Origin of the sequence: Herbaspirillum sp. BH-1, from assembly GCF_002870055.1 — a bacterium.
In the GTDB taxonomy this organism is placed as follows: Bacteria; Pseudomonadota; Gammaproteobacteria; order Burkholderiales; family Burkholderiaceae_D; genus Herbaspirillum; species Herbaspirillum frisingense.
In genome coordinates this window covers 216,690-238,221 of record NZ_PKOI01000008.1, presented here as the reverse complement: position 1 = coordinate 238,221, position 21,532 = coordinate 216,690, and the positions used below count along the sequence as shown (strand labels likewise).

General features: G+C 65.1%; 19 protein-coding genes. 8 read left to right on the top strand and 11 right to left on the bottom strand.

Features of this window, described 5'->3' with window-relative positions; genetic code table 11:
- Nucleotides 1-198 precede the first annotated feature (198 nt).
- Nucleotides 199-1,008 (top strand): 2,5-didehydrogluconate reductase DkgB, encoded by an 810-nt coding sequence (gene dkgB, locus HBH1_RS13505; protein ID WP_102663169.1) that lies wholly within the window; start codon nt 199-201, stop codon nt 1,006-1,008.
- Nucleotides 1,009-1,059: 51 nt separating this feature from the next.
- Here dkgB and HBH1_RS13500 read toward each other — a convergent pair whose 3' ends face one another.
- Entirely contained in the window at nt 1,060-2,112 is a 1,053-nt protein-coding gene (locus tag HBH1_RS13500; protein WP_102663168.1) for a threonine aldolase family protein, read from the bottom strand.
- A 77-nt stretch (nt 2,113-2,189) separates the two neighbouring features.
- Nucleotides 2,190-3,032, bottom strand: coding sequence for an AraC family transcriptional regulator (locus tag HBH1_RS13495; protein ID WP_158243295.1), 843 nt, complete (start codon nt 3,030-3,032; stop codon nt 2,190-2,192).
- A gap of 167 nt (nt 3,033-3,199) precedes the next feature.
- On the opposite strand from HBH1_RS13495, the gene HBH1_RS13490 reads away from it, so the two are divergent.
- Together HBH1_RS13490 and HBH1_RS13485 are read left to right on the top strand one after the other, a co-directional pair.
- Entirely contained in the window at nt 3,200-3,802 is a 603-nt protein-coding gene (locus HBH1_RS13490; RefSeq protein ID WP_102663166.1) for a TetR/AcrR family transcriptional regulator, read from the top strand.
- A 146-nt stretch (nt 3,803-3,948) separates the two neighbouring features.
- A complete protein-coding gene (locus HBH1_RS13485) occupies nt 3,949-4,878 on the top strand; it encodes a ketopantoate reductase family protein (RefSeq protein ID WP_102663165.1) in 930 nt (309 codons plus the stop codon).
- A gap of 11 nt (nt 4,879-4,889) precedes the next feature.
- Here HBH1_RS13485 and HBH1_RS13480 read toward each other — a convergent pair whose 3' ends face one another.
- The 4 genes from HBH1_RS13480 to HBH1_RS13465 form a co-directional block, all read right to left on the bottom strand.
- A complete protein-coding gene (locus HBH1_RS13480; protein ID WP_233207605.1) occupies nt 4,890-6,302 on the bottom strand; it encodes a S1C family serine protease in 1,413 nt (470 codons plus the stop codon).
- 185 nt (nt 6,303-6,487) lie between these two features.
- Nucleotides 6,488-7,780 (bottom strand): MFS transporter, encoded by a 1,293-nt coding sequence (locus tag HBH1_RS13475; RefSeq protein WP_102663163.1) that lies wholly within the window; start codon nt 7,778-7,780, stop codon nt 6,488-6,490.
- Between the two features lie 84 nt (nt 7,781-7,864).
- Nucleotides 7,865-8,302, bottom strand: a complete 438-nt coding sequence (locus HBH1_RS13470) for a MarR family winged helix-turn-helix transcriptional regulator (protein ID WP_102663193.1) — start codon at nt 8,300-8,302, stop codon at nt 7,865-7,867.
- 218 nt (nt 8,303-8,520) lie between these two features.
- A complete protein-coding gene (locus tag HBH1_RS13465) occupies nt 8,521-9,330 on the bottom strand; it encodes an oxidoreductase (protein ID WP_102663162.1) in 810 nt (269 codons plus the stop codon).
- Nucleotides 9,331-9,535: 205 nt separating this feature from the next.
- Between HBH1_RS13465 and HBH1_RS13460 the strand changes: the two genes are divergently transcribed.
- From HBH1_RS13460 to HBH1_RS13445, 4 genes are all read left to right on the top strand, one after another.
- A complete protein-coding gene (locus HBH1_RS13460; protein ID WP_102663161.1) occupies nt 9,536-10,132 on the top strand; it encodes a TetR/AcrR family transcriptional regulator in 597 nt (198 codons plus the stop codon).
- A 158-nt stretch (nt 10,133-10,290) separates the two neighbouring features.
- Nucleotides 10,291-11,388 (top strand): efflux RND transporter periplasmic adaptor subunit, encoded by a 1,098-nt coding sequence (locus tag HBH1_RS13455; protein WP_233207604.1) that lies wholly within the window; start codon nt 10,291-10,293, stop codon nt 11,386-11,388.
- Complete coding sequence (locus HBH1_RS13450) at nt 11,385-14,483, top strand: efflux RND transporter permease subunit (RefSeq protein WP_102663159.1); 3,099 nt, start codon at nt 11,385-11,387, stop codon at nt 14,481-14,483. The genes HBH1_RS13455 and HBH1_RS13450 overlap by 4 nt, the downstream gene beginning before the upstream one ends.
- A complete protein-coding gene (locus HBH1_RS13445) occupies nt 14,480-15,970 on the top strand; it encodes an efflux transporter outer membrane subunit (RefSeq protein WP_102663158.1) in 1,491 nt (496 codons plus the stop codon). Before HBH1_RS13450 ends, HBH1_RS13445 begins: the two co-directional genes overlap by 4 nt.
- A 79-nt stretch (nt 15,971-16,049) precedes the next feature.
- On the opposite strand, the gene HBH1_RS13440 is transcribed toward HBH1_RS13445, so the two are convergent.
- The 4 genes from HBH1_RS13440 to HBH1_RS13425 all read right to left on the bottom strand — a co-directional run bounded on the left by HBH1_RS13440 (nt 16,050) and on the right by HBH1_RS13425 (nt 19,308).
- The gene (locus tag HBH1_RS13440) at nt 16,050-16,667 is read right to left on the bottom strand and encodes a TetR/AcrR family transcriptional regulator (protein WP_102663157.1); all 618 of its coding nucleotides are present in this window, start codon (nt 16,665-16,667) and stop codon (nt 16,050-16,052) included.
- A 107-nt stretch (nt 16,668-16,774) separates the two neighbouring features.
- On the bottom strand, nt 16,775-17,479 hold the full coding sequence (locus HBH1_RS13435; RefSeq protein ID WP_102663156.1) for an SDR family oxidoreductase: 705 nt from the start codon (nt 17,477-17,479) through the stop codon (nt 16,775-16,777).
- A 177-nt stretch (nt 17,480-17,656) separates the two neighbouring features.
- Nucleotides 17,657-18,238 (bottom strand): TetR/AcrR family transcriptional regulator, encoded by a 582-nt coding sequence (locus HBH1_RS13430; RefSeq protein ID WP_102663155.1) that lies wholly within the window; start codon nt 18,236-18,238, stop codon nt 17,657-17,659.
- A gap of 101 nt (nt 18,239-18,339) precedes the next feature.
- Nucleotides 18,340-19,308, bottom strand: a complete 969-nt coding sequence (locus HBH1_RS13425) for a GlxA family transcriptional regulator (RefSeq protein ID WP_102663154.1) — start codon at nt 19,306-19,308, stop codon at nt 18,340-18,342.
- 273 nt (nt 19,309-19,581) lie between these two features.
- Here HBH1_RS13425 and HBH1_RS13420 point away from each other — a divergent pair, with 273 nt between their 5' ends.
- Nucleotides 19,582-20,280: a M24 family metallopeptidase gene (locus tag HBH1_RS13420; RefSeq protein ID WP_102663153.1), complete on the top strand. Its 699-nt coding sequence runs from the start codon at nt 19,582-19,584 to the stop codon at nt 20,278-20,280.
- Nucleotides 20,281-20,387: 107 nt separating this feature from the next.
- On the opposite strand, the gene HBH1_RS13415 is transcribed toward HBH1_RS13420, so the two are convergent.
- Nucleotides 20,388-21,176: a DUF2076 domain-containing protein gene (locus HBH1_RS13415; RefSeq protein ID WP_102663192.1), complete on the bottom strand. Its 789-nt coding sequence runs from the start codon at nt 21,174-21,176 to the stop codon at nt 20,388-20,390.
- Nucleotides 21,177-21,532: the final 356 nt, after the last annotated feature.

Genomic DNA, 21,532 nt, shown 5'->3' with positions numbered 1-21,532 from the left:
CCGCATTCTAGCATCGCTGGTAGCGTTACAAAAACAGCAAGGTTGACGCCGCTCATGCCCTCCGATTATTGATCTTGAATCAATAATGTTTTGTAGCAGCGGCGGTTTTTGCAAGGAATGAATTGGCCGATACTGGCTCACCACCATTTCACGCGCCTAGCCCACCCGGCCAGGCGCACCACTGCAAAGGAAAATCCTATGAATACCCCCACCCTCCCCGCCCTGGGCCTGGGCACCTTCCGCCTCAAGGACCAGCAGGTCATCGACTCGGTACGCACCGGCCTGGAGCTGGGCTATCGCCATATCGATACCGCGCAGATCTACGGCAACGAAGCCGAAGTCGGCCAGGCGCTGGCCGAGAGCGGCGTGGCCCGTGATGCGCTGTTCGTCACCACCAAGATCTGGACCGAAAACCTGTCGCGCGACAAGCTCATCCCCAGCCTCAAGGAAAGCCTGCAGAAGCTGCGCCTGGAACAGGTCGACCTGACGCTGATCCACTGGCCCTCGCCGCAGGACGCGCTGCCGGTGGCCGACTACCTGCAGACGCTGGCCGAGGCCAAGGCACAAGGCCTGACGCGCCTGATCGGCATCTCCAACTTCACCATCGCCCACATGGAGCAAGCCATTGCCGCCGTCGGTGCCGACCAGATCGCCACCAACCAGGTCGAGATCCATCCCTTCCTGCAGAACCGCAAGCTGATCGAGTACGCCCGCACCCAGGGCATCCACCTGACCGCCTACATGCCCCTGGCGTACGGCCGGGTGATGCAGGATGCGACGCTGCTGGAGATCGCCGCCAGGCACGGCGTATCGGCCGCGCAGGTGGCGCTGGCCTGGTCGCTGCAACAGGGCTTTGCAGTGATCCCCTCGTCCACCCGGCGCGAGAACCTGGCCAGCAACCTGGCCGCGGGCAAGATCAGCTTGTCAGACGCCGAGATGAGTGCCATCGCAGCACTGGATCGCGGCGAGCGCCTGGCCAATCCGGACTTTGCTCCGGCGTGGGATTGATGCCGCTTCGCAGCATGGCCCCGTCTCGATCCGGCCCTGCCGGTGGCGAACTCAGTTGAGCGCCTGCACCTCCCTGGCAACTGCCGCGATGATGCCGACGGCCTCATCGATCTGCGACGGCGAGATGTTCAAATAGGGAATGGCACGCACGCCCCGCTCCCCGGATGGCAGAACATGCAGCCCACGGACGTGCAGCCTGTCGACGAAATCGCCGGCCGTGGTCGAAGTGACTTCGAAGCGGACGATATTGGTTTCGACCGTGGCCACATCGATGGCGATGCCGGGTATCCCGGCGATGCCTCTTGCGAGAATTCTTGCGTGGAGGTGATCGTCGCCGAGTCGCTCGCGATGGTGACGCAGCGCATACAGGGCGCCGGCAGCAATGATGCCCGCCTGACGGAAACCGCCACCGATCTGCTGCTTGAAGCGACGGGCTCGCGCGATGAATTCCCGCGAGCCCGCCAGTGCGGAACCGACTGGCGCTCCCAGCCCCTTGGAAAAGCAGACACTGACGGAATCAACGTGCCGCGCATATTCGCGCTCCGTGATGCCGGAGGCGGCCGTGGCATGCCACAATCTGGCACCGTCAAGATGCAGGGCGATGCCGCGCTGCCGCGCCAGTTCGCACACCGCGGCCATCTGCTCGATGGGCCAGACCTTTCCGCCTCCCAGGTTGTGGGTATTTTCCAGGCACAGGAGTTTCACCGGTGCCGGAATCGTGCTGGGGAAGAAGCGGTGCGACAGGCCCAGGGCGCCACTCACATCGGCAGCCGAGAACACACCGCGCGCGCCCGGTAGCAAGCGCGGCAGCACGCCCGCGAAAGCCGCCGGCGCCCCGCCTTCCAGGATGTACACATGGGCGTTCTGATCGAACAGTACCGCATCGCCCGGTTCGGTATGGGCGCGGATGGCGACCTGGTTGGTCATGGTGCCGGTCACCATGAACACTGCATCCTCCTTGCCGAGCAGCGCGGCAACCTCGCGCTCCAGTTCTTTGACGGTCGGGTCGTCGCCATAAACGTCGTCACCGACCACTGCATCCCGGATGGCGTCGCGCATGGCCTCGGTAGGCCGACTGCAGGTATCACTTCGAAGATCAATCACGGCACACCTCGCTTCAATGATGGAGCAAGCAATATGCGCGCGGCGCGGTCTCGGGATTTGGATAATCTTGCTATTTTCTAGCGACCGATCCGGCTCGGCGCTACACCGTAGAAGGTCTTGAACTCACGACTGAGATGCGCCTGATCGCAATAGCCCAGCTCGATGGCGACCCGCCTGGGCTGGCGGCCGGCCAGCAGCATCGTCTTGGCCATGGCAACCCGCCGCTGGATCAGGTAGCGATGGGGCGCCATGCCGTGAATGGCCTTGAACTGGCGCAGCAGGTGGTAGGGGCTGACCCCGGCCACCGACGCCAACTCCTCCAGCGAAGGACTGGCGACCAGATGGGCATCGATGAATTCCCGCGCATGACGGACTGCCCGCGGCGCAGCCGCCTGCTCCAGCCTGCGCTGACGGAACTGCGCATGCCGGGCGAACAGCTGGATCACCGCCGCAGTCAAGAGCGAGCTCACCTCCAGTCGGCTCGCATGGGGCGACGCCGAACTGCAGTGCGCCGCCCGCAACATGACAATGGTCTGGTCATCGAAGATCACGTTCCGGGCAAACCAGGGCAAGCCAGCCGGATGGCCGGCTTCCCGCTCGAAGAGACGGCAGACGAAGTCGGGCGACAGATAGACCATCCGGTAATCCCATCCCTGACCGTCGGCGGGGCGTCCTTCGTGTACGTCGCCCGGATTGATGACGCCGATCGATCCTTGCGGCATGGTCAGCCGCTTGCCACGGTCGTGCTGGAAGGCCTGAGCACCTCGTTCGATGATGCCGAAAGCATATTCATCATGCGCATGCGGTGGAAAATGGTGGTTGTGATAGCTGGCGGCAAGCAGTTCGGCACCGCCGAAGTCCGCCTCGCGCCAGAGGCGCACCAGATTGGATCGTTCGGAAGCAGGTGGCGATTTATTCATGGACGCAGACGAGGAATTCGATACCGTGGATGAACAAGGATAAATGACAAGCATCATGCATGCCCACCGGCCACGACCGGGGACCGCTCAGGCCAGGCCGGGACCAGGTACCGGTGGCAGGCTTGATCGCTTATGATGAAGCCTTTTCTCCATCCCCAGGAACCACCATGCCCCGCGTTACCCTTGAGCAAGCAGAACTGAATCGCGACCGCATCGAACACGTCTCGGCGCAACTGTTTCGCGAAATGGGCATCGACCGGGTCAGCGTGATCGACCTGATGAAGGCCGCCGGCCTCACGCACGGCGGTTTCTACGGCCACTTCAAATCCAAGGACGAGCTCGCCGCCATCGCCTGCACCCGCGCCTTCGATCTGTCGCGCAACAAATGGCACGCCCAGGCCGCCCAGAGCCGATCACCGACGGACGCCATCGAGGCCATCATCGGCCGCTACCTCAGCGAGGAGAACCGCGACGCGCCCGGCAAGGCCTGCCCAGCCGCCATGCTGGCCAGCGACGTGGCACGCGTGGACGAGGACAAGCCGGTGCGGGCCGCCTATCGCGCCGGCCTGGATGACCTGCTCGACAGCCTGACCGCACTTCAGCCACAAAGTGGACCCAAGACCCGCAGACGACGCGCCATCGCCCAGCTCTCCACCATGGTGGGCGCACTGCTGCTGGCCCGGGCCAGCGGCGCGACCGCTCTGTCCGGCGAGATCCTCGACGCCACCCGGAAGGAATTGCTCTCGGACCTGAAGGAAAAGCGGCCCTAGAAATCCCGCCATGTCCTGCGCCTAACGGCCCCGGACGGGTCTCCTGCACGCCCATCGAACCAGCTACCGCCTCCCGAGTAGGGTGCGGTGCATATTTTCTCCGATTTATATATTATGATAATAATTTATTTAACGGATCAATGAACATGAAGATACTGGTTCTCGGCGCTGGCGCCATGGGAGGATATTACGGTGCACGTCTGATTGAAGCGGGCCAGGACGTCAGCTTCCTGGTGCGTGAGCGGCGTGCCCGGCAATTGCAACAGGAGGGACTGGTCATCGACAGCGCGCTGGGCAACTTCGCCGGCCCGGTCAAGACGCTGGTCTCCGGTACCGCCATCGCGGCGGAGTTCGACCTCATTCTGCTGGCCTGCAAAAGCTACGACCTGGACGGTGCCATCGAGACCTTGAAGCCACTGACGGGGCAGAACACGGTCATCCTGCCCATTCTCAATGGCCTGTCCACCTACGACAGCCTGGACGCCACGTTCGGTCGGGATCGCATCCTCGGTGGGGTGTCCTATATCGCGACCACGCTGGACAAGAACGGCCATATCCAGCACCAGGGCAGCAACGACAGCCTGAGCGTAGGCGCCCGCGCCAGCAGCAGCGAGAACATCGCCAGGGCGTTCCACGCTGCCATCGCACGCACGCCAGGCCTGCGACAGTTCTCCGACAACATCGATCAGGCGCTGTGGAACAAGTGGGCCATGATCGCGGCCGGCGCCGCCGTGACCTGCCTGATGCGCGGCAACATCGGCCAGATCCTGGCGACGGCCGAGGGTGAGTCACTGGTGCGCCAGGCCATCACGGAGACCACCTCGGTGGCCGGCGGCAGCGGCTATCCCCTGCCGCAGGTAGCGCTGGACCAGATGCACAAGCTGCTGCTGTCACCCGCTTCCACCTGGGAAGCCTCGATGGCGCGCGACATCGCCGCCGGCATGGCGCGGCTGGAAGCCGACGCCATCATTGGCGACATGCTGACCCGGGCCCGGCAGCTCGGCATCGAGCTGCCCTTGCTACGGGCGGCCTATTGCCACCTGCAGGTCTATGAACTGCGGCAAGCCGCCAATTGAGCTGCAGTCCGCTAGGGGCTGCTACGGGAGGGGGAAGATTGCGGCGTCTGGGAGGATGGCCGGTCCAGCAACTGCAGATTCAGGCGCTGCAGCGCACTGCCCACCGGAATGAAGAAATTCATCCCGGCCAGCCCCTTGGCCCCCAGGCCGGCCACGGTGATGCCGATCACCTGCCCTGACTTGTCCAGCAGTGGACCGCCGCTGCTACCGGGCAGGATGGCCACGTCACTCTGGAGAAAATCCAGATCCCGCACCGTGCGCACGCCACTGAGGATGCCGCGCGTCAATGTGGTATTGAAGGCATCGCCCAGCGGCGAGCCCAGGGCATAGACATCCTCGCCGATGCCCGGCTCGGTCAGGCGCAGTGGCAGCGGGCGCACGCCGGGTGGTGCGGTCTTGAGCAGGGCCACATCCCGCGCCACGTCGGAGCGCACCACCTCGGCCATCAGTTCGCGTCCGGAGGGCAGGCGCACCCGCACCACCCGCGCATCGCCGATGACATGATGATTGGTCAGCAGCCAGCCGGAACCGCCGATATAGAAGCCGGTCCCGGAGCTCCGCTCGCTGAAGACCGTGACCACCGCCGTGCGCAATTCGCCGATGACCTTGGACATCTCCGCCCCCTGGCGGTCGGGTGAGCGGTTGTCGATCTCCACAGCCCTGGCCGGCGGCTGATGCTCGGTTCTGGGCGGTGGCAACGCAGCGGCAGCGCGCTCGTAGGGTGTCTGCACTGCCAGTGCGAAGGCCGGGTCGGCCAGCAGATTGCGCAGCGCCACGGCGAAGGCTTCCACCGGAACCTGGGGCGATGCGCCCTCGAAGCCCGTGCTGCCCGAGCGGAACACCCCTTCGCTGCTGCCGCGATAGATCACCTTGCGCTGCTCCGGCGCGAACAGTTGCCAGTCAAGCCTGACGTAGGCCTCGCCGGTCCAGGCATTACCGCCCTTCATGCAGAGATTGGTCCGCAACTGGGTGACCACCACGCCGACCTGCAGATTGGATTCTCCAGTGCGGTTGGGATCGGCTTGTGCGATGTCTTCCGGCCGCTCGGGAAACAGGATTTCCGGCCGCGCCGCCGGCACCGGGTAACCCTGGGCCTGCAGCTCCTGGCGAAAGCGTGCAGACAGGGCACTGGTCGGCAACAGCACATCGGCGCTTTTCGGGTTCCAGACGATGTCGTTCTTGCGCGAGCAGAACAACCCCTGCTGCAGCTCGCCGATGATCTGCGGGCCCTGCTCGAAATGACGCAGCGCACGGGCCAGGAAGGCCGGCCGGGCTTGGGCTTCGGCCGGCATGCGCAGCGGTGTCTTGTCCGCTATCGATGGCAGGGTCGCCGGACCGGCGTAGGCCGGCAGGTTCAGGCCGAGCATGACCGCCAGCGCGGTCAACATCCTTGGCAGGGTGAGGTTGCGGTTCTTGTTCATCATCGGGCAAGTGTTTGGACCGGCGCAAGCAATGCTGGAGATCGGCACGCCCGGTCAGGCCGGCGCTGCGAGCGTGCGGCATTCTCGCACGCCATATGCCCTTGCACGATTGCCACAAATACCTAACAAGCAAGAAAAGTCATCCCTCCAAAAGAAGGATGACTTTTCGCACAAACCAGGGGGCAGAATCAGGCCGGAACCGGCGTCGGCTGCCCCTGCTTGCCCTTGATGCGTAGTACCAGCACCGCACCGATCAGGCAGGCCACACCCATCATGATGGACGACAGGGTGTAGTTGCCCAGCGTGGCCCGCATATAACCGGCGACCGTGGTGGCGGTGGCGGCACCCAGCTGGTGGCCGGCGACGATCCAGCCGAAGACGATGGGTGCAGCCAGGCGACCGAAAACGTCATTGGCCAGGCGCACGGTCGGCGGCACGGTGGCGATCCAGTCCAGGCCATAGAAGATGGCGAAGATGGTCAGGCCGTAATATTGGAGACCGAAGGCATAGGGCAGGAAGATCAGCGCCAGGCCGCGCAGGCCGTAGTACCAGAACAGCAGCACGCGCGGATTGTAGCGATCCGACAGCCAGCCCGAGAGCGTGGTGCCGACCAGGTCCAGCATGCCCATGGCGGCCAGGATGGAGGCGCCACTGACTTCATTGATGCCGTAGTCATTGCACATGGCGATGAACTGCGTACCGATATAGCCATTGGTGGACAGGCCGCAAACGAAGAAGCTCATGAACAGCAGCCAGAAGTCCGGCATGCGTACCGAGGTGCGCAAGGCGTCCAGGGCAATGGCAAGGGGATTGCGGCGGGACAGGCCTTCATCCTTGACGTCCTCGACCTGGCCGACCATCTTCTGGCCGATGGCCGCCGGGCTCTCCGGCAACAGCAACCACACCAGCGGGATGGCCAGCAGCGCCACCGCCGACACCAGGAAGGCCACCGAACGCCAGCCATAGCTGCCGACCATCGCCGCCATCAGCGGCAGGAACACCATCTGTCCTGTCGCCGCGCTGGCGGTCAGCAGACCCATGGCCAGGCCGCGCCGGGTCTCGAACCAGCGGCTGACGATGGTGGCACCCAGGGTATTGGCGGCCACGCCGGTACCGGCGCCCACCAGCAGGCCCCAGGACAGCAGCATGTGCCAGGGCATGTGCATCAGGGTCGACAGTGCCGTGCCGGTGGCCAGCAGCACCAGGGCTGCCAGCACCACCCGGCGGATGCCGAAGCGCTGCATGGCGGCAGCCGAGAATGGACCGATCAGGCCGTAGAGTGCGATGTTGACCGAGATCACCACCGAGATGGTGGAGCGGTTCCAGCCGAACTCCTGCTCCAGCGGCAGGATCATCACCGAAGGCGTGGCGCGGATACCGGCCGAGCACAGCAGGACCAGGAAGATCACGCCCACCACCACCCAGGCGTAGTGAAAGCGTGGCGTGACGGCGTTGGCGAGTGATTGTGTGAGCTTGTTCATTGCGGTCCTGTGGAGAAAGAGACGCGTAAGAGATTGGAGTTGTGGTGTTGGATGAAGCAAAAGCAAAAACGAAGACGGACGCGATCAGGCCTCCTGCAGGCGTGCATAGGCGTCTTCGATGATGTCGTTGAATTCACGTGCCAGCTTGGGGCCGAGGCGACGGTCGATCTCGTCCTGGGCGCGCCGCCAGCGGGGGCGCGCTTCTTCCAGCTTGGCCTGGCCGGTGCGGCTCAGTTGCAGTGCGAAGGAACGCTTGTCCAGCAAGGCTTCCTCCGGCAGGTCCACGGTCTCGACCCATCCGGCCGCCATCAGCGGCTTGAGGGCGCGACTGAGGGTGCTGCGGTCCATGCCCATGTCCTGCGCCAGGGTGATATTGGCGATCGGGCCCTTGCGGCCGATGCGGCTGATCAGCGAATACTGGGTGATGCTCAGGTCGCTGTCCTGCAGGTGGTGGTCATAGATGATGGTGATCCTGCGCGTGAGGCGGCGCAGGGGCGCGCAGGTACAAATATCCTTGCTCATGGGCATCCCGGTCGTCAGTAGATACAAACCCGACAACCGGGATGGCCGGCCGTCTGATCGCAACAACTATGCATATGCATCGATGTATGCGCATCATATGGACGGTGCGACGCCAAGTCAAGCGCCTTGCTGCGCTTGCGAAGTCCGGCGGGAATGTTTCCCGGGATCACGCCACCTGTTCGGTGCATGCATCCCGACCATCCTCCCGCCGGCCCATTTCATTTCAGGTTGAGGTCCTTGCGGATGGCCGCATCCACCGGGCCGGCCGGCATGAAGCGGCGCAGCTTGCTCAGCAACGAGGCCTGTCCCTTGGGCGTGCGGCGCATGCGCCACTTCGGGTCGAGGGCGGCCGCCACGATGGTCTGGGCCACCGTCTCGGGCAGGGGCGCATGGTTGACGTGATGCGCCACCGCCGCCCCCGCGGCCTGCCGCTGGGCGTCGTAGGCGGGAATGCGGTGATGGACCTTGGGGGCGTTCAGATCCAGGCTGGTGCGGGTATAGGCCGGCTCGATCAGCAGCACGCGCACGCCGAACTGGCGTGTCTCATGGTCCATGCTTTCCGACAGTCCTTCCACGGCGTGCTTGGAGGCGGCATACAAGCCCATGTAGGGCGCCGGCAGGAAGCCCAGCACCGAACTCAGGTTGACGATGCGCCCGGCACCCTGCTTGCGCATCTGCGGCAACACCGCCTGGCTGGTGCGCAGCAGACCCAGCACGTTGACCTCGAACAGGGCCTGGGCCTCGGCCGCCGAGGTCTCTTCCACCGCCCCCACCAGCGACATGCCGGCGTTGTTGACCAGGATGTCGATGGCCTGCTCGCGCTGGACCACCTGCTGCATGGCGGCCTCGATGGAAGCGGCGTCGCGCACGTCCATCTCCAGCAGGGTCACGCCGGTGATGCCGGCGGCACCCTCCAGCTTGCGTACGGTGCCGTACACCTTGTGGCCGCGTTCGGCAAAGCGTTGCGCCGTTGCGCGGCCAATACCGGACGACACGCCGGTCACTACCACTACCTTGATGGGGGACATGTTGCTACTCCTCGTATGGGTTGATTCGGATCGATGGTAAAGACTTTCTTCGTACCGGGTGGTGATCTGCTGCACCACCCGCCGCGCGCCGCGCCCGTTTCCCATGAAAGAAATCGAAACAATTTAGCGTTCGGAAAACATCTAAAATTAGATTATATTAGAACTCTAAATCGCGCAAGCTGATTTGCAGAAGGGAGTTCAAGCCATGAAGAAATCCAAGCAGGAAACACTGGATACACGCAAGCGCATCCTGTCCACAGCCACCCGCATGTTCCTCGCCGACGGCCTGGCCGAGACCGGCATCGCCAGCATCATGAGCGCGGCCGGCCTGACCCAGGGCGGCTTCTACCGGCACTTCCGGTCCAAGGAGCAGCTCATCGCCGAAGCCAACCTGGCCGCCAATGACCGCATGTTCGATTTTTTCAGCCAGGCACTGGCCGGCCTGCCGCCACGCCAGGCGCTGGCCACCGCCGTGGACATGTACCTGAGCCAGCTCGACGGAGCGGAGTGCGGCAGCATGTGTCCCCTGCCCAACCTGGGCAGCGAGCTGCGCCGCGCCGATCGCCTGGTGCGAGGCGCCGCCATGGCCGGTTACCAGCGGCTGGTGCAGTTCTTCCAGGTGCTGGCGACCCGGGCCGGTGCGCCCGATCCTGCCCGCCTGGCCGAAGCCGTGGTCACTACCATGGTGGGGGCGGTCATGCTGGCGCGGGTGGCGATCAACGACGACAGCCAGCAGGCCATCCTCGCCAATTGCCGCAAGACCTTGCATGCCATGCTGCCGCCGGTCGCGGTGGCGGACTGAGCTTTCCGGGCAGCATCATTGTGGTATCCGGACCCCGCCCGGAAGAAAAACCTTGAACAATTTAGAGTTCGTTGATAATCTATTTTTAGTGGTTAGATGCACTCTAATGTTCGCTGGCCAGCGCCAGTACCGCACCATCCCTTTCTTCCGAGGCCCTCATGAAAACCCTGCTCCTCCGTTTGCCGCGGCGCACCCTCCTCAGCGCCACGCTGCTGCTCTCCCTGGCCGCCTGCGGCTATCCGCCCCCACCTGCCGAGAGCGTCGCCAAGGTGGCCTGGACCACCGTGCAGCCGGCCACCACCGAGCGGGTCAGCTTTACCGGCGTGGTGCATGCGCGCACCGAGAGCAAACTGGGATTCCGGGTGGCCGGCAAGATCGTGGAACGCCTGGTGGACCCGGGCCAGACCGTACGCCGTGGCCAGGCCCTGATGCGCATCGATGCCGAAGACTATGACCTGGCCCTGGCCGCCGCCCGCGCCGCCGTGGAAGCCGCCCAGGCGCGCCAGGTGCAGGCGGTGGCCGAGGAAGCGCGGCTGCGCAAGCTGCTGGAACATGGCGCCGTCTCCAATCAGGCCTATGAACTGGCCAAGGCAGCGGCTGACGCCGCCGTGGCGCAGACCCGCGCCGAAGCCGCCAAGGCCCGCGAGACCGAACATCAACGTGACTATGCCGTCCTGAAAGCCGACATGGATGGCGTGGTCCTGGCCGTTCCCAGCGATGTCGGCCAGGTGGTGGCCGCTGGCCAGAACGTGGTGACCCTGGCCCGCGATGGCGCCCGCGAAGCCCTGGTCTATCTGCCCGAGCAGGAACTGGGCATGGCCAGGCGCAATGCCACCGCCTCGCTGTTCAGCGATCCGGACAAGCAGGCCCCGGCCACCCTGCGCGAACTGGCCGCCGTGGCCGATCCGCAGACCCGTACCTACCTGGCGCGCTACGCCCTGGGTGGCAGCGCCGCCCACGCCGCACTGGGCGCCACCGTCACCATCCATGTCGCCACCCCGGCCGCCATCGGCGTCACCCTGCCCATCAGCGCGCTGGTCGATCAGGGCAAGGGCAGTGGCGTGTGGGTCATCGATGCCAAGACCAATACCGTCAGCCTGCAAGCGGTGAAGGTGGAGCAACTGGGGGCCGAGCAGGTCCGCATCTCCGACGGCCTGGTCACCGGCCAGCGCGTGGTGGCCATGGGCGGACACCTGCTCAAGGCCGGGCAGAAGGTAGCCCTGCTAGCAGAAACCCGCATGGGGAGCGGAACATGAGCGGCTTCAATCTCTCCGCCTTCGGCGTGCGCCAGCGCGCCATCACGCTGTTTTTGATCATCGCCGTCAGCGTGGCAGGCATCTTCGCCTTCTTCAGCCTGGGCCGTGCCGAAGACCCCAGCTTCGTGGTGAAGGTCATGACCATCGCCGCCTCCTGGCCCGGCGCCACCGCCCAGGAAATGCAGCAACAGGTGGGCGACCGCCTGGAAAAGCGGCTGCAGGAACTGGAAGCCTATGACCGCGTGGAAACCGCCGCCCGCCCCGGGCTGGTCACCATGAAGCTCTACCTCAAGGACGACACCAACGCCAAGACCGTGGAGGAACAGTTCTACCAGGTGCGCAAGAAGCTGGGCGACGAAGCCGCCAACCTGCCGCATGGGGTCTACGGTCCCTTCATCAACGACGAATACTCCGACGTCTATTTCTCGCTCTTCTCGCTGGAAGCCAGGAAGCTGCCGCATCGCCAGCTGGTCCTGCAGGCCGAGGACCTGCGCCAGCGCCTGCTGCATGTGCCGGGCGTGCAGAAGGTCAATATCCTGGGCGAGCAGCAACAACGCATCTTCGTCGATATCTCCTACCAGCGCCTGGCCACGCTGGGCATCAAGGCCCAGGCCATCATCGATGCGCTGGGCAAGCAGAACAACGTGACCTCGGCCGGCTTCGTCGAGACCACCGGCCCGCGTGTGCAGTTGCGCCTGGATGGCGCCATCGACAGCGTCGAGGCGGTCAAGGCCATCCCCATCGTGGGTGCCGATCGGACCGTCAAGCTGGGCGACATCGCCGAGGTGCGCCGCGGCTATGAAGACCCGGCCAGCTTCGTCATCCGCACCCAGGGCGAGTCCGCGCTGGTGCTGGGGGTGATCATGAAAAAAGGCTACAACGGCCTGCAACTGGGCGAAGACCTCGGCAGCTTCCAGCACAAGATGCAGGATGAACTGCCCACCGGCGTCGCCCTGGAACAGATCGCCGACCAGTCCAAGGCCATCAAGGCCGCCATCAATGAATTCATGGTCAAGTTCTTCATGGCCCTGGCGGTGGTGATCGCGGTCAGCCTGGCGACCCTGGGCTGGCGCGTCGGTGTGGTGGTCGCGGCCGCCGTGCCGCTGACGCTGGGCGCGGTGTTCGTCATCATGCTCATGACCGGGCGGGTGTTCGACCGCATCACGCTGGGCGCGCTGATCCTTTCGCTGGGCCTGCTGGTGGACGATGCCATCATTGCCATCGAGATGATCGTGGTGAAGATGGAAGAAGGCCTGGACCGCGTGGCGGCGGCCACCTATGCCTGGACCGCCACGGCCGCCCCCATGCTCTCGGGGACGCTCCTGACCATCATCGGCTTCCTGCCGGTGGGCTTCGCCCGCTCCACGGCAGGCGAATACGCCGGCAACATCTTCTGGGTGGTGGCCTTCGCGCTCATCACCTCGTGGGTGGTGGCGGTGCTGTTCATTCCCTACATGGGCGTGAAGATGTTGCCCGACATCGCCGTCAAGGCCGGTGGCCATGACGAGATCTACAGCACGCCCAACTACGTGCGCCTGCGCAATCTGGTGCGCTGGTGCGTGGACCACAAGTGGCTGACCGCCGCCGTGACCGTGGGCCTGTTCCTGCTGGCCGGCGTGGGCATGGGGTCGGTGCAGAAGCAGTTCTTCCCCAACTCCGAACGTCCTGAACTGACGCTGGAAATCAATCTCCCGCCAGGCAGCGCCTTCGCCGCCACCGACGCCGTGGTCAAGCAGATTGAAGCCAATCTGCGCCAGGAACCGGAAGCCGAGATCGTCTCCAGCTACATCGGTCAGGGCACGCCGCGCTTCTTCCTTTCGATCAATCCTGAGCTGCCCAACCCGGCCTTTGCACAGATGATCGTGCTCACCGCCGGCCCTGCCGAGCGCGACGTGCTCAAGGAAAAGATCCGCAAGATGATCGCCGAGGGCCGCTTCCCGCAGGCACGGGTGCGGGTGAGCCAGTTCGTGTTCGGCCCGCCGGTCCCCTTCCCGGTACTGTTCCGCGTGGTCGGTCCGGACCTGGACAAGGTGCGCGACATCGCCGAGCAGGTGCGCGTGGTGATGATCCAGAACCCCGACATGCGGGATGTGCACATGGACTGGGGCAACCGTACGCCCACCGTGCACCTGAGCCTGGACCAGGAGCGTCTGCGCCAGCTGGGCCTGTCGCCGCGCGACGCCGCCAACCAGTTGCAGGCCATGCTCAACGGCATCCCCGCCACCCAGGTCAGGGAAGGCCTGCGCACTGTGGATGTGCTCATCCGCAGCCCGCACGCCGAACGCAACAACCTGGCCGACCTGCGCAATCTGGTGCTGACCACCGACACCGGCGCCAGCGTGCCGCTGGCCCAGGTGGCGCGACTGGAAACGCGGATGGAAGATGCCGTCCTCAAGCGCTATGACCGCGAGACCTACATCGCCGTGCAGGGCGACATCCGCGACGGCACCCAGCCGCCCGACGTGACCCACGCCATCCTTCCCAAGCTGGAACAGCTCAAGGCCAGCCTGCCGGCGGGTTACCACATCGATACCGGCGGCTCGGTGGAAGAAAGCGCCAAGGCCGACAAGGCGCTGGCCAAGCTGTTCCCGCTGATGATCGTGCTGATGTTGACCGTCATCATGCTGCAGGTACGTTCCTTCGCCACCATGTGGATGGTGTTTGCCACCGCCCCGCTGGGCCTGGTGGGTGCCGTTCCCACGCTGCTGGTGTTCCATCAGGCGTTCGGCTTCAACGCCATCCTGGGCCTGATCGGCCTGGCCGGCATCCTGATGCGCAACACGCTGATCCTGGTGGACCAGATCCGCCATGACCTCGACGCCGGCCTGTCGGCCTACGAGGCGGTGATCGAATCGACCGTGCGCCGTGCGCGTCCGGTGATCCTGACCGCCGTGGCGGCGATGCTGGCCTTCATCCCGCTGACCCATTCCAGCTTCTGGGGTCCGCTGGCCTATGTGCTCATCGGCGGTGTCGGCGTGGGTACCCTGCTGACCCTGCTGTTCCTGCCAGCGCTGTATTCGCTGTGGTTCAAGGTGCGCAAGCCCTCGGGCGACGCCCCTCTGGTCAAGCATTCCGATTCCAAGGAGTTCGCATGAACGTCATCAAACACCTGGGCGCCGCGTCTCTGCTGGCGACCCTGCTGGCCGGTTGCTCGCTGGCCCCCACCTATGAACGCCCGGCCCTGCCGGTGCAGACCCAGTGGCCGGCCGATCTGGCCGCTACCGCCAACGCCAACGTCAATGCCAACGCCGGCGGCAGCGAGGCGCCGTCGGCGGCCAGCCTGCCCTGGCAGCAGTTCTTCCGCGATCCATCGCTGCGCCAGCTCATCAGCCTGGCCCTGGATCACAATCGCGACCTGCGCGTGGCCGCCCTGAACATCGAGCGGGCGCGCTCCCTCTACCAGGTACAGTCGGCCGACCGCCTGCCGACGCTGAACCTGGGCGTCTCCGGTGCCCGCCAGGAAACCCCGAATGCGGTGGCCCCGGCCGGCAAGGGCGGCCTGACCACCGCCTACAGCGTGGGACTGGGCGTGACCGCCTTCGAGCTGGACCTGTTCGGCCGGGTGCGCAACCTGAGCGGCGCAGCACTGGAGCGCTTCAGCGCCACCGAGCAGGCTCGCAAGACCACGCAGATCAGCGTGGTGGCGCAGGTGGCCTACACCTATGAAGCCTTGGTGGCCGACGAACGCCTGCTGGCGTTGGCGCGCCAGACGCTGGACAGCCGCACGGCCTCGCATCAGCGCCAGGTCAGCCTGCGCGAGATGGGTGCCAGTTCCGATTACGACCTGCGCCAGTCCGATTCGCTGCTGGAAGCCGCCCGCATCGCCTTGTTGCAAGCCCAACGCCAGCGCGCCCTGGACCAGAATGCACTGGCCCTGCTGATCGGCCAGCCGGTCCCGGCCGGCCTGCTACCGGCAGCCGACACCGACTGGAACGGCAGCGTCATCGCCGAGTTGCCCGCCGGTCTGCCTTCGGACCTGCTCACGGGCCGTCCCGACATCGCCCAGCAGGAAGCGCTGCTGCGCGCCGCCAATGCCAACATCGGCGCGGCCCGGGCAGCCTTCTTCCCGCGCATCAGCCTGACCGGCAGCTTCGGTTCGGCCAGTGATGCCTTGAATGGCCTGTTCGAATCCGGCAGCCGGGCCTGGAGCTTCCTGCCTTCGATCACCCTGCCGATTTTTGATGGTGGCCGTAATCGGGCCAATCTCGGCGTGGCCCAGGCCGACCGCGATATCGCCGTGGCCCAGTACGAAAAGACGATCCAGGTGGCCTTCCGCGAAGTGGCCGACGCCCTGGCCGGACAGGCAACGCTGGGCGCCGAGCTGCGTGCGGTGCAGGCCCAGGAGCGTGCCGAACAGCAGCGCCATGACCTGGCCAAGCTGCGCTATGACAGCGGCGAAGCCAGCTATCTCGACTACCTCGATGCGCAGCGGGCCTGGTTTGCCAGCCAGCAGCAGACCATCCGTACCGGCCTGGCCGAAGTGCAGAACCGCATCGCGCTGTACAAATCGCTGGGCGGAGGCTGGCAGGAACAGAGCAGTGGCAGCGCCACCGGCACCGACAGGCTGGCCCGCAAGGACTGAGCACCATCCCCGTGGAGCGTCGCTGTCCGCCAAGGGGTAGCGACTTTATCCCGACAGGAGCCATCCTGCCGGGATTTTTTTATGGGCGGGCAGTGACCAGATCGGTCTGGGTGGGAGCGCTCTGCAGGAGCAGCTGGACGGTGTTTTCGGCGTTGCCGACGATGGTGTCGACCAGGGCCTGGTCATCGGCCATGCGGGCCAGCGAGACCGCGCCGACGATGACCGAGACGATGGATTCGGCCAGGCCGATGTAATCCTGGTAGTCCAGCCGCATCAGGTGGGCGGCGAACAGCTTGACGAAGCGCGAATAGCCGGCCGTGACCACTTCCTTGACCTGCTGATCGGCGTGACCCAGTTCGGTGGACAGATTGGCCAGCGGGCAGAGCATGCGGGGGTCCTCGCCCAGATGCTGGCGCAGGTAGTGGAAGACGATCTGCTGCACCGCCTCGCGGGGTGACATGCCGCGCGTGGCCTCGTCGAGGTTGGCAACGATGAAGTCGAAGGCCACCGCGTTGGCGTCGGCCACGAGGTGTTCCTTGGAAGTGAAGTGACGATAGAAGCCGCCCTGCGTCAGTCCGGCAGCGGACATGACGTCGGAAATGGCGGTGGCGGCGATGCCATTCTTGAGAAACAGCCCGGAGGCGATGGCGAGGATGCGCTTCCTGGTTTCGGCGGTTTCGGCGTTGGATTTGCGCATGGCGCTCTCCTGTCGATCAACTTCGAAAATAGATGATCATTGTACGCCAAAAGTTCCGCCCCCAGGCGGGCCCGCCGCGTGGGCGGGCCGAGGCATGACGCCGCAACTCAGCGGGCCAGCGCGTCCTGCAGGTAAACCGAGGACGACAGGGCCTGATGCACCTGGCGGCTGACTTCATCGACGAAGACCTCCAGCGCACCGGCTTCCAGCGCATCCAGGGTCTGGCGCACCACATCTTCGGGACGCGACTTGGGGGCGTCGAAGCCGCGGGTCAGGTCGGTATCGATGAAACCTGCGTGCACGCCCATCACCTGCGTCCCCTGCTCGCGCAGTTCCTGGCGCAGGCCATTGGTCAGCGACCAGGCCGCTGCCTTGGAGACCCCGTAGGCCGCCAGCATGGGCGAATTGACCATGCTGATCACCGACAGCACGTTGACCAGCGCGCCGCCACCCTGGCGGGCCAGCACCGGGGCGAAGGCCTGGCTCAGGTTGAGCATGCCGAACAGGTTGGTGTTCAAGTGATCCTGCAGTTGTTCCTGCGCACCGGCGTGCAGCAGGCCGCCTACGCGGGCGATGCCGGCGTTGTTGATCAGCACGCTCAGGTCGCCGATGCGTTCCACAGCGGCCTTGACCTGCTCGGGCCTGGTCACGTCGAGCTCGATCGGCTCCACGCCGGCCAGCTTGACCGAAGCGATATCACGCGCACCGGCATAGACGCGACGGGCGCCGCGCTCCAGGGCTTGTCTGGCAAATTCCAGGCCCAGGCCACGGTTGGCACCGGTCACCAGGACGACAGCGTTTTCGAGTTTCATGATCTTTCCTTTCAATGGAGTTCTGTGGGGTCAGTGAGGCCGGTCTATCCGGCCTCGATCCGGGTTGGCAATCAAGCGTCTTGTGATCGGGTCAAATCAAAATATGATGATCATCATATTCATGGGTAAAAAAACAGGGCGCCACCCGATCCCGGGCGCCCTGGCTCAGTTTCCTGTTCAGTCTGCGTAGCGCGCCAGCAATTCGGCCCGGGTGGATGCCAGCAAGGCGCGTCCCTGCGGGGTGTTGCCCATCACCCGTGCCATCTGCAGCGCGCCGCTGAGGGTCGCGGCCACCACCCAGCTCGCCTGCTCGCCATGATGGGCCGGCAAGACCTCGCGTACCAGTTGCTGCAGGCTGTGGACGGCCTCGCGCGAGGACGCCATCACCTCCGGCGCCTGGCCGCGCATCTCGCTGCATAGCGCCGCCACCGGGCAACCGTTTTCGCAGGCCTCGATCTGGGTGTCGGACAGATAGGCGTTGACGTAGGCCCGGAAGCGCTCGCCGCCGGCCTCCGCCTGCTTGCCGACGTGGTTCATGATCAGCGTCGCGCTATCGCGGCTGGCATGGCTGACCGCCTCGGCCAGCAAGGCATCCCGCGAGGCAAAGTGGGCGTAGAAGCCACCATGGGTCAGCCCGGCCTCCTTCATGACCTCGGCCACGCTGACGCCCTTGAAGCCACTGCGACGCATCGCCCGCGCGGCGGCGGCCACGATGCGCTGGTGGGATTGCTCCTTCTTGCTGGGTGCGGTGGAATTCATGGGAGCACAATAGCACAAATATGATGATCATCATATTTCTTACCAATTCCCGGTTTGCGTTGTACCTCCCGCACCACACTGCAGAATTGAGCCCGGCCGTATCAGGTGCCCAGGTCCTGGCCAAAGGCCTCCCGATAACGCTGCGGGCTCACCCCCAACACCCGCACGAAGGCATTGCGCATGCGGCCGGCGTCGCCAAAGCCGCAGGCGTAGGCAATCGCTTTGATCGGCGCGGTGCCGTGCTCCAGCTGGGCGCGTGCGGCATCGATGCGGGCGCGCTGCACGAACTCGGCCGGCGCCATGCCCGCCTCGCGTGAAAAACTGCGGGAGAAGCTGCGCAGGCTCATGCGCGCCACGGCCGCCAGTTCGGCCACCGACAGCGGCTGCCTGAGATTGGCCAGCACATGGCGCTGCACCTCGGCGATGGGAGAATCGGGCGGTGCCAGATGATCGAGATACGGGCTGAACTGCGACTGGCCGCCGCTGCGCTGCATCACCACCACCAGCCGCTTGGCCACGTTCAGGGCCAGTTCGGCGCCATGATCCTGACGCAGCAGGTAGAGCGCCAGATCGATGCCGGCGGTGACGCCGGCCGAGGTGTACAGGCCCTCGTCCTGCACATAGATGCGATCGGCCTCGACCCGCGCCAGCGGACACAGCGCGGCCAACGCGGCGGCATCATTCCAGTGGGTGGTCACGGTGCGGTGATCCAGCAGCCCGGCCCGCCCCAGCATGAACGCACCATTGCAGATCGAGCCGAACTTGCCGGCACGGGCGCAGGCCTGGCGCAACCACGCATGGATGGCGGGATCGAAGCGACGCTCCACCAGCGTCGGGCCACCGGCCACCAGCAAGAGGTCATCCTCGCCGTCGGCGTCGCGCCAGGTAAGGCCGGCGTTCAAGCCCAGGCCATTTGAACAAGTCACTGCCGCGCCATCCACGCTGACGGTCTGCAGGCGATAGCGGTCACCCGGCAGCAAAAACCGGTTGGCCTCGGAGAACACGTCCAGCGGGCCGGACACATCAAGCGATTGCACGCCATCGAAAATCACGACTGTCACTGTCTTCATGGGAGGGATCGCACGAGGGGTCGGAAGAACGGCATGCAGGCCTGCCCGTATGCCGTCGGCAGAGCGCAATTGTGGCACGCGCATGGGCTGGCCGCTGCGGCAGCGCCATTGAGCCTCGGCCAGACGACAGCCGAATCCGGCCAGCCCCGGTGCTGGCCGGATTCACCTCCAGACTGGCCGAAAGCCCAGGCCGAATGCGCATCCCGGCTTGCGGTGGCGCCGCGATAATCCTCGCTTCCGCCGCACCGCCGGCATGACCACCAGGAGTTCTGCATGTCATCCCCTACCCCCTCCGTTTCCCTGCCGGCCGAACGCGTCGGCCCCGCCTTCTCCGTGGACGGCATGCTGCTGGCGCGGCGCAAGACCCGTGAAGCCATCGCCCGCATCGCCGAGCGCGTCGTGCCGGGCATGGTGGAAGAAGACGCGGTGGCCATGGCCAAACAGGAGATGGCCGACATGGGCCTGGCCCTGAGCTGGCACCCCACCCGCGTGCGTTTCGGGCGCAATACCATCAAGCCCATGAAACTGGCCTCCGAGCCCGGCGTGGTGCTGGGGGAAAACGATATCTTCTTCCTCGACATCGCCCCCCGCGTGGAGGCCTGGGAAGGCGATGGCGGCAAGACCTTTACGGTCGGACAACATGCTGACTATGCACGCTGCGCCCGCGATGCCGAAGAACTCTTCCACCAGGCACGCCAGGCCTGGGACCGGCAGCAACTGAGCGGACGCCAGCTCTATGACTTCGCCGACAAGACGGCACGCGCCATGGGCTGGGAACTCAACTTCGACCTGCCGGGCCACCGCGTGTCGGATTTCCCGCATGCGGCCATCCATACCGGTGCGCTGGCCGAGTTCGAGCAGGCCCCGGCGACCATGCGCTGGATCCTGGAAATCCACCTGCGCGATCCGCAGCATCGCTTCGGCGCCTTCTTCGAAGACATGCTGCTGGAAGATGAGCACTACCCGCTTTGAGCCATGACAGCCTGAGCGAAAACAAGAAAGCCAGCTCCGCGGAGCTGGCTTTTGTTCTTCCATCAGGCAATCAGGCAATCACGCCAAATGCCCATGACCTCATGCGCTCATACCAGCGAATCGTCGTAACCGCCGCTGTCGTCCAGATCGAAGTTGCTCAGGTCTGCCAGATCGCTGCTGGAGCCGAAGTCACTGCTGTCATTACTGCTGTCATTACTGCTGCCACTACCGCTGGCATTGCTGGCCAAGTCTGATTTGCGCTCGCCATCGCTGCCGTAGTAATTGTTGACCGTGGTGTTCTCGATGTTTTCCACAGGAGCGCTCAGGCCGTTCTGGCGTGCCAGGCCAGCCCCGCTATTGCCATTGAACATGTGCTCGATGCCCTGGTACAGGAAAGCACCACCGGCCACACCGGCCGCCGTGGCGGCGACACTGCCCAGCACGCTGCCCATGCCGCCCCCGAAGAAGCCTGAAGACGGCGCCGGTGCCGGCGCTGCCTGGTAGGCCGGCGCTGGCGCAGGTGAAGCATAGGCCGGTGCCGGTGCGGGCGCAGGCGCAGTTGCATAAGCCGGAGGATAGGTCGACGCCGGTGCCGCCTGCGGGCGGGCACCAGACGGTGCATGCCCCCAGGCATTGCCATCCAGAAAACCCGGTTCCCGGGCGCCACCGGCCTGCAGCGCCTGGACCTGGGCCTGCAGCGCGCTGACCTGGGCCTTGCTGGCATTGAGCGCCTGCTCCATCAGCAGCGCCCGCTGCACCAGCAGATAGGCCGCATCCGGCTGCTGCGCGACCGCCTGGGCGATCATCGCATCGGCCTGGGCATCCTTGGTGATGCCCCGGACCTGGGTCAATTGTTGGAGAAAATCCTGAAGGGCTTGGGTTTCTTGCGGATTCATCATGGCGGGCTCCTGCCGTTACGGTAATGACGACAAATGTAGACACAGCGACCCACATTCAACCCATGGACGAACGGGATCGCCGACAAATGGATTATGCGCGCCTTCATCTCGAAGAGATGTGTCGACAATCAACGAGATGGAAACAGCTTGTAACAGACAGCCGACAAGACTTCGCTCAAAGCGGACATACGCACAAAAAACCCGAATGCTGAAAATTTAGGTAATATCCCCCTCCCCGCACCCGTTCCGGCGGCCACAAGCCCGGAGCGGGCGGAGGCAGGCGCGTGGAGCCGATGGCCGGTTCCCGCACCCATTATCCGAGCCGACGAGAACGCAGCACCCTGCGCGATCGG

What these genes read in the sequence shown, in the direction of transcription:
- HBH1_RS13445 (WP_102663158.1), top strand. Translation starts at nt 14,480, where the DNA reads ATGAACGTCATCAAACACCTGGGCGCCGCGTCTCTGCTGGCGACCCTG.
- HBH1_RS13495 (WP_158243295.1), bottom strand. Translation starts at nt 3,032, where the DNA reads ATGAATAAATCGCCACCTGCTTCCGAACGATCCAATCTGGTGCGCCTC.
- HBH1_RS13420 (WP_102663153.1), top strand. Translation starts at nt 19,582, where the DNA reads ATGTCATCCCCTACCCCCTCCGTTTCCCTGCCGGCCGAACGCGTCGGC.
- HBH1_RS13455 (WP_233207604.1), top strand. Translation starts at nt 10,291, where the DNA reads ATGAAAACCCTGCTCCTCCGTTTGCCGCGGCGCACCCTCCTCAGCGCC.
- HBH1_RS13475 (WP_102663163.1), bottom strand. Translation starts at nt 7,780, where the DNA reads ATGAACAAGCTCACACAATCACTCGCCAACGCCGTCACGCCACGCTTT.
- HBH1_RS13450 (WP_102663159.1), top strand. Translation starts at nt 11,385, where the DNA reads ATGAGCGGCTTCAATCTCTCCGCCTTCGGCGTGCGCCAGCGCGCCATC.
- HBH1_RS13435 (WP_102663156.1), bottom strand. Translation starts at nt 17,479, where the DNA reads ATGAAACTCGAAAACGCTGTCGTCCTGGTGACCGGTGCCAACCGTGGC.
- HBH1_RS13425 (WP_102663154.1), bottom strand. Translation starts at nt 19,308, where the DNA reads ATGAAGACAGTGACAGTCGTGATTTTCGATGGCGTGCAATCGCTTGAT.
- HBH1_RS13490 (WP_102663166.1), top strand. Translation starts at nt 3,200, where the DNA reads ATGCCCCGCGTTACCCTTGAGCAAGCAGAACTGAATCGCGACCGCATC.
- HBH1_RS13415 (WP_102663192.1), bottom strand. Translation starts at nt 21,176, where the DNA reads ATGAATCCGCAAGAAACCCAAGCCCTTCAGGATTTTCTCCAACAATTG.
- HBH1_RS13480 (WP_233207605.1), bottom strand. Translation starts at nt 6,302, where the DNA reads ATGATGAACAAGAACCGCAACCTCACCCTGCCAAGGATGTTGACCGCG.
- HBH1_RS13430 (WP_102663155.1), bottom strand. Translation starts at nt 18,238, where the DNA reads ATGAATTCCACCGCACCCAGCAAGAAGGAGCAATCCCACCAGCGCATC.
- dkgB (WP_102663169.1), top strand. Translation starts at nt 199, where the DNA reads ATGAATACCCCCACCCTCCCCGCCCTGGGCCTGGGCACCTTCCGCCTC.
- HBH1_RS13460 (WP_102663161.1), top strand. Translation starts at nt 9,536, where the DNA reads ATGAAGAAATCCAAGCAGGAAACACTGGATACACGCAAGCGCATCCTG.
- HBH1_RS13470 (WP_102663193.1), bottom strand. Translation starts at nt 8,302, where the DNA reads ATGAGCAAGGATATTTGTACCTGCGCGCCCCTGCGCCGCCTCACGCGC.
- HBH1_RS13465 (WP_102663162.1), bottom strand. Translation starts at nt 9,330, where the DNA reads ATGTCCCCCATCAAGGTAGTGGTAGTGACCGGCGTGTCGTCCGGTATT.
- HBH1_RS13440 (WP_102663157.1), bottom strand. Translation starts at nt 16,667, where the DNA reads ATGCGCAAATCCAACGCCGAAACCGCCGAAACCAGGAAGCGCATCCTC.
- HBH1_RS13485 (WP_102663165.1), top strand. Translation starts at nt 3,949, where the DNA reads ATGAAGATACTGGTTCTCGGCGCTGGCGCCATGGGAGGATATTACGGT.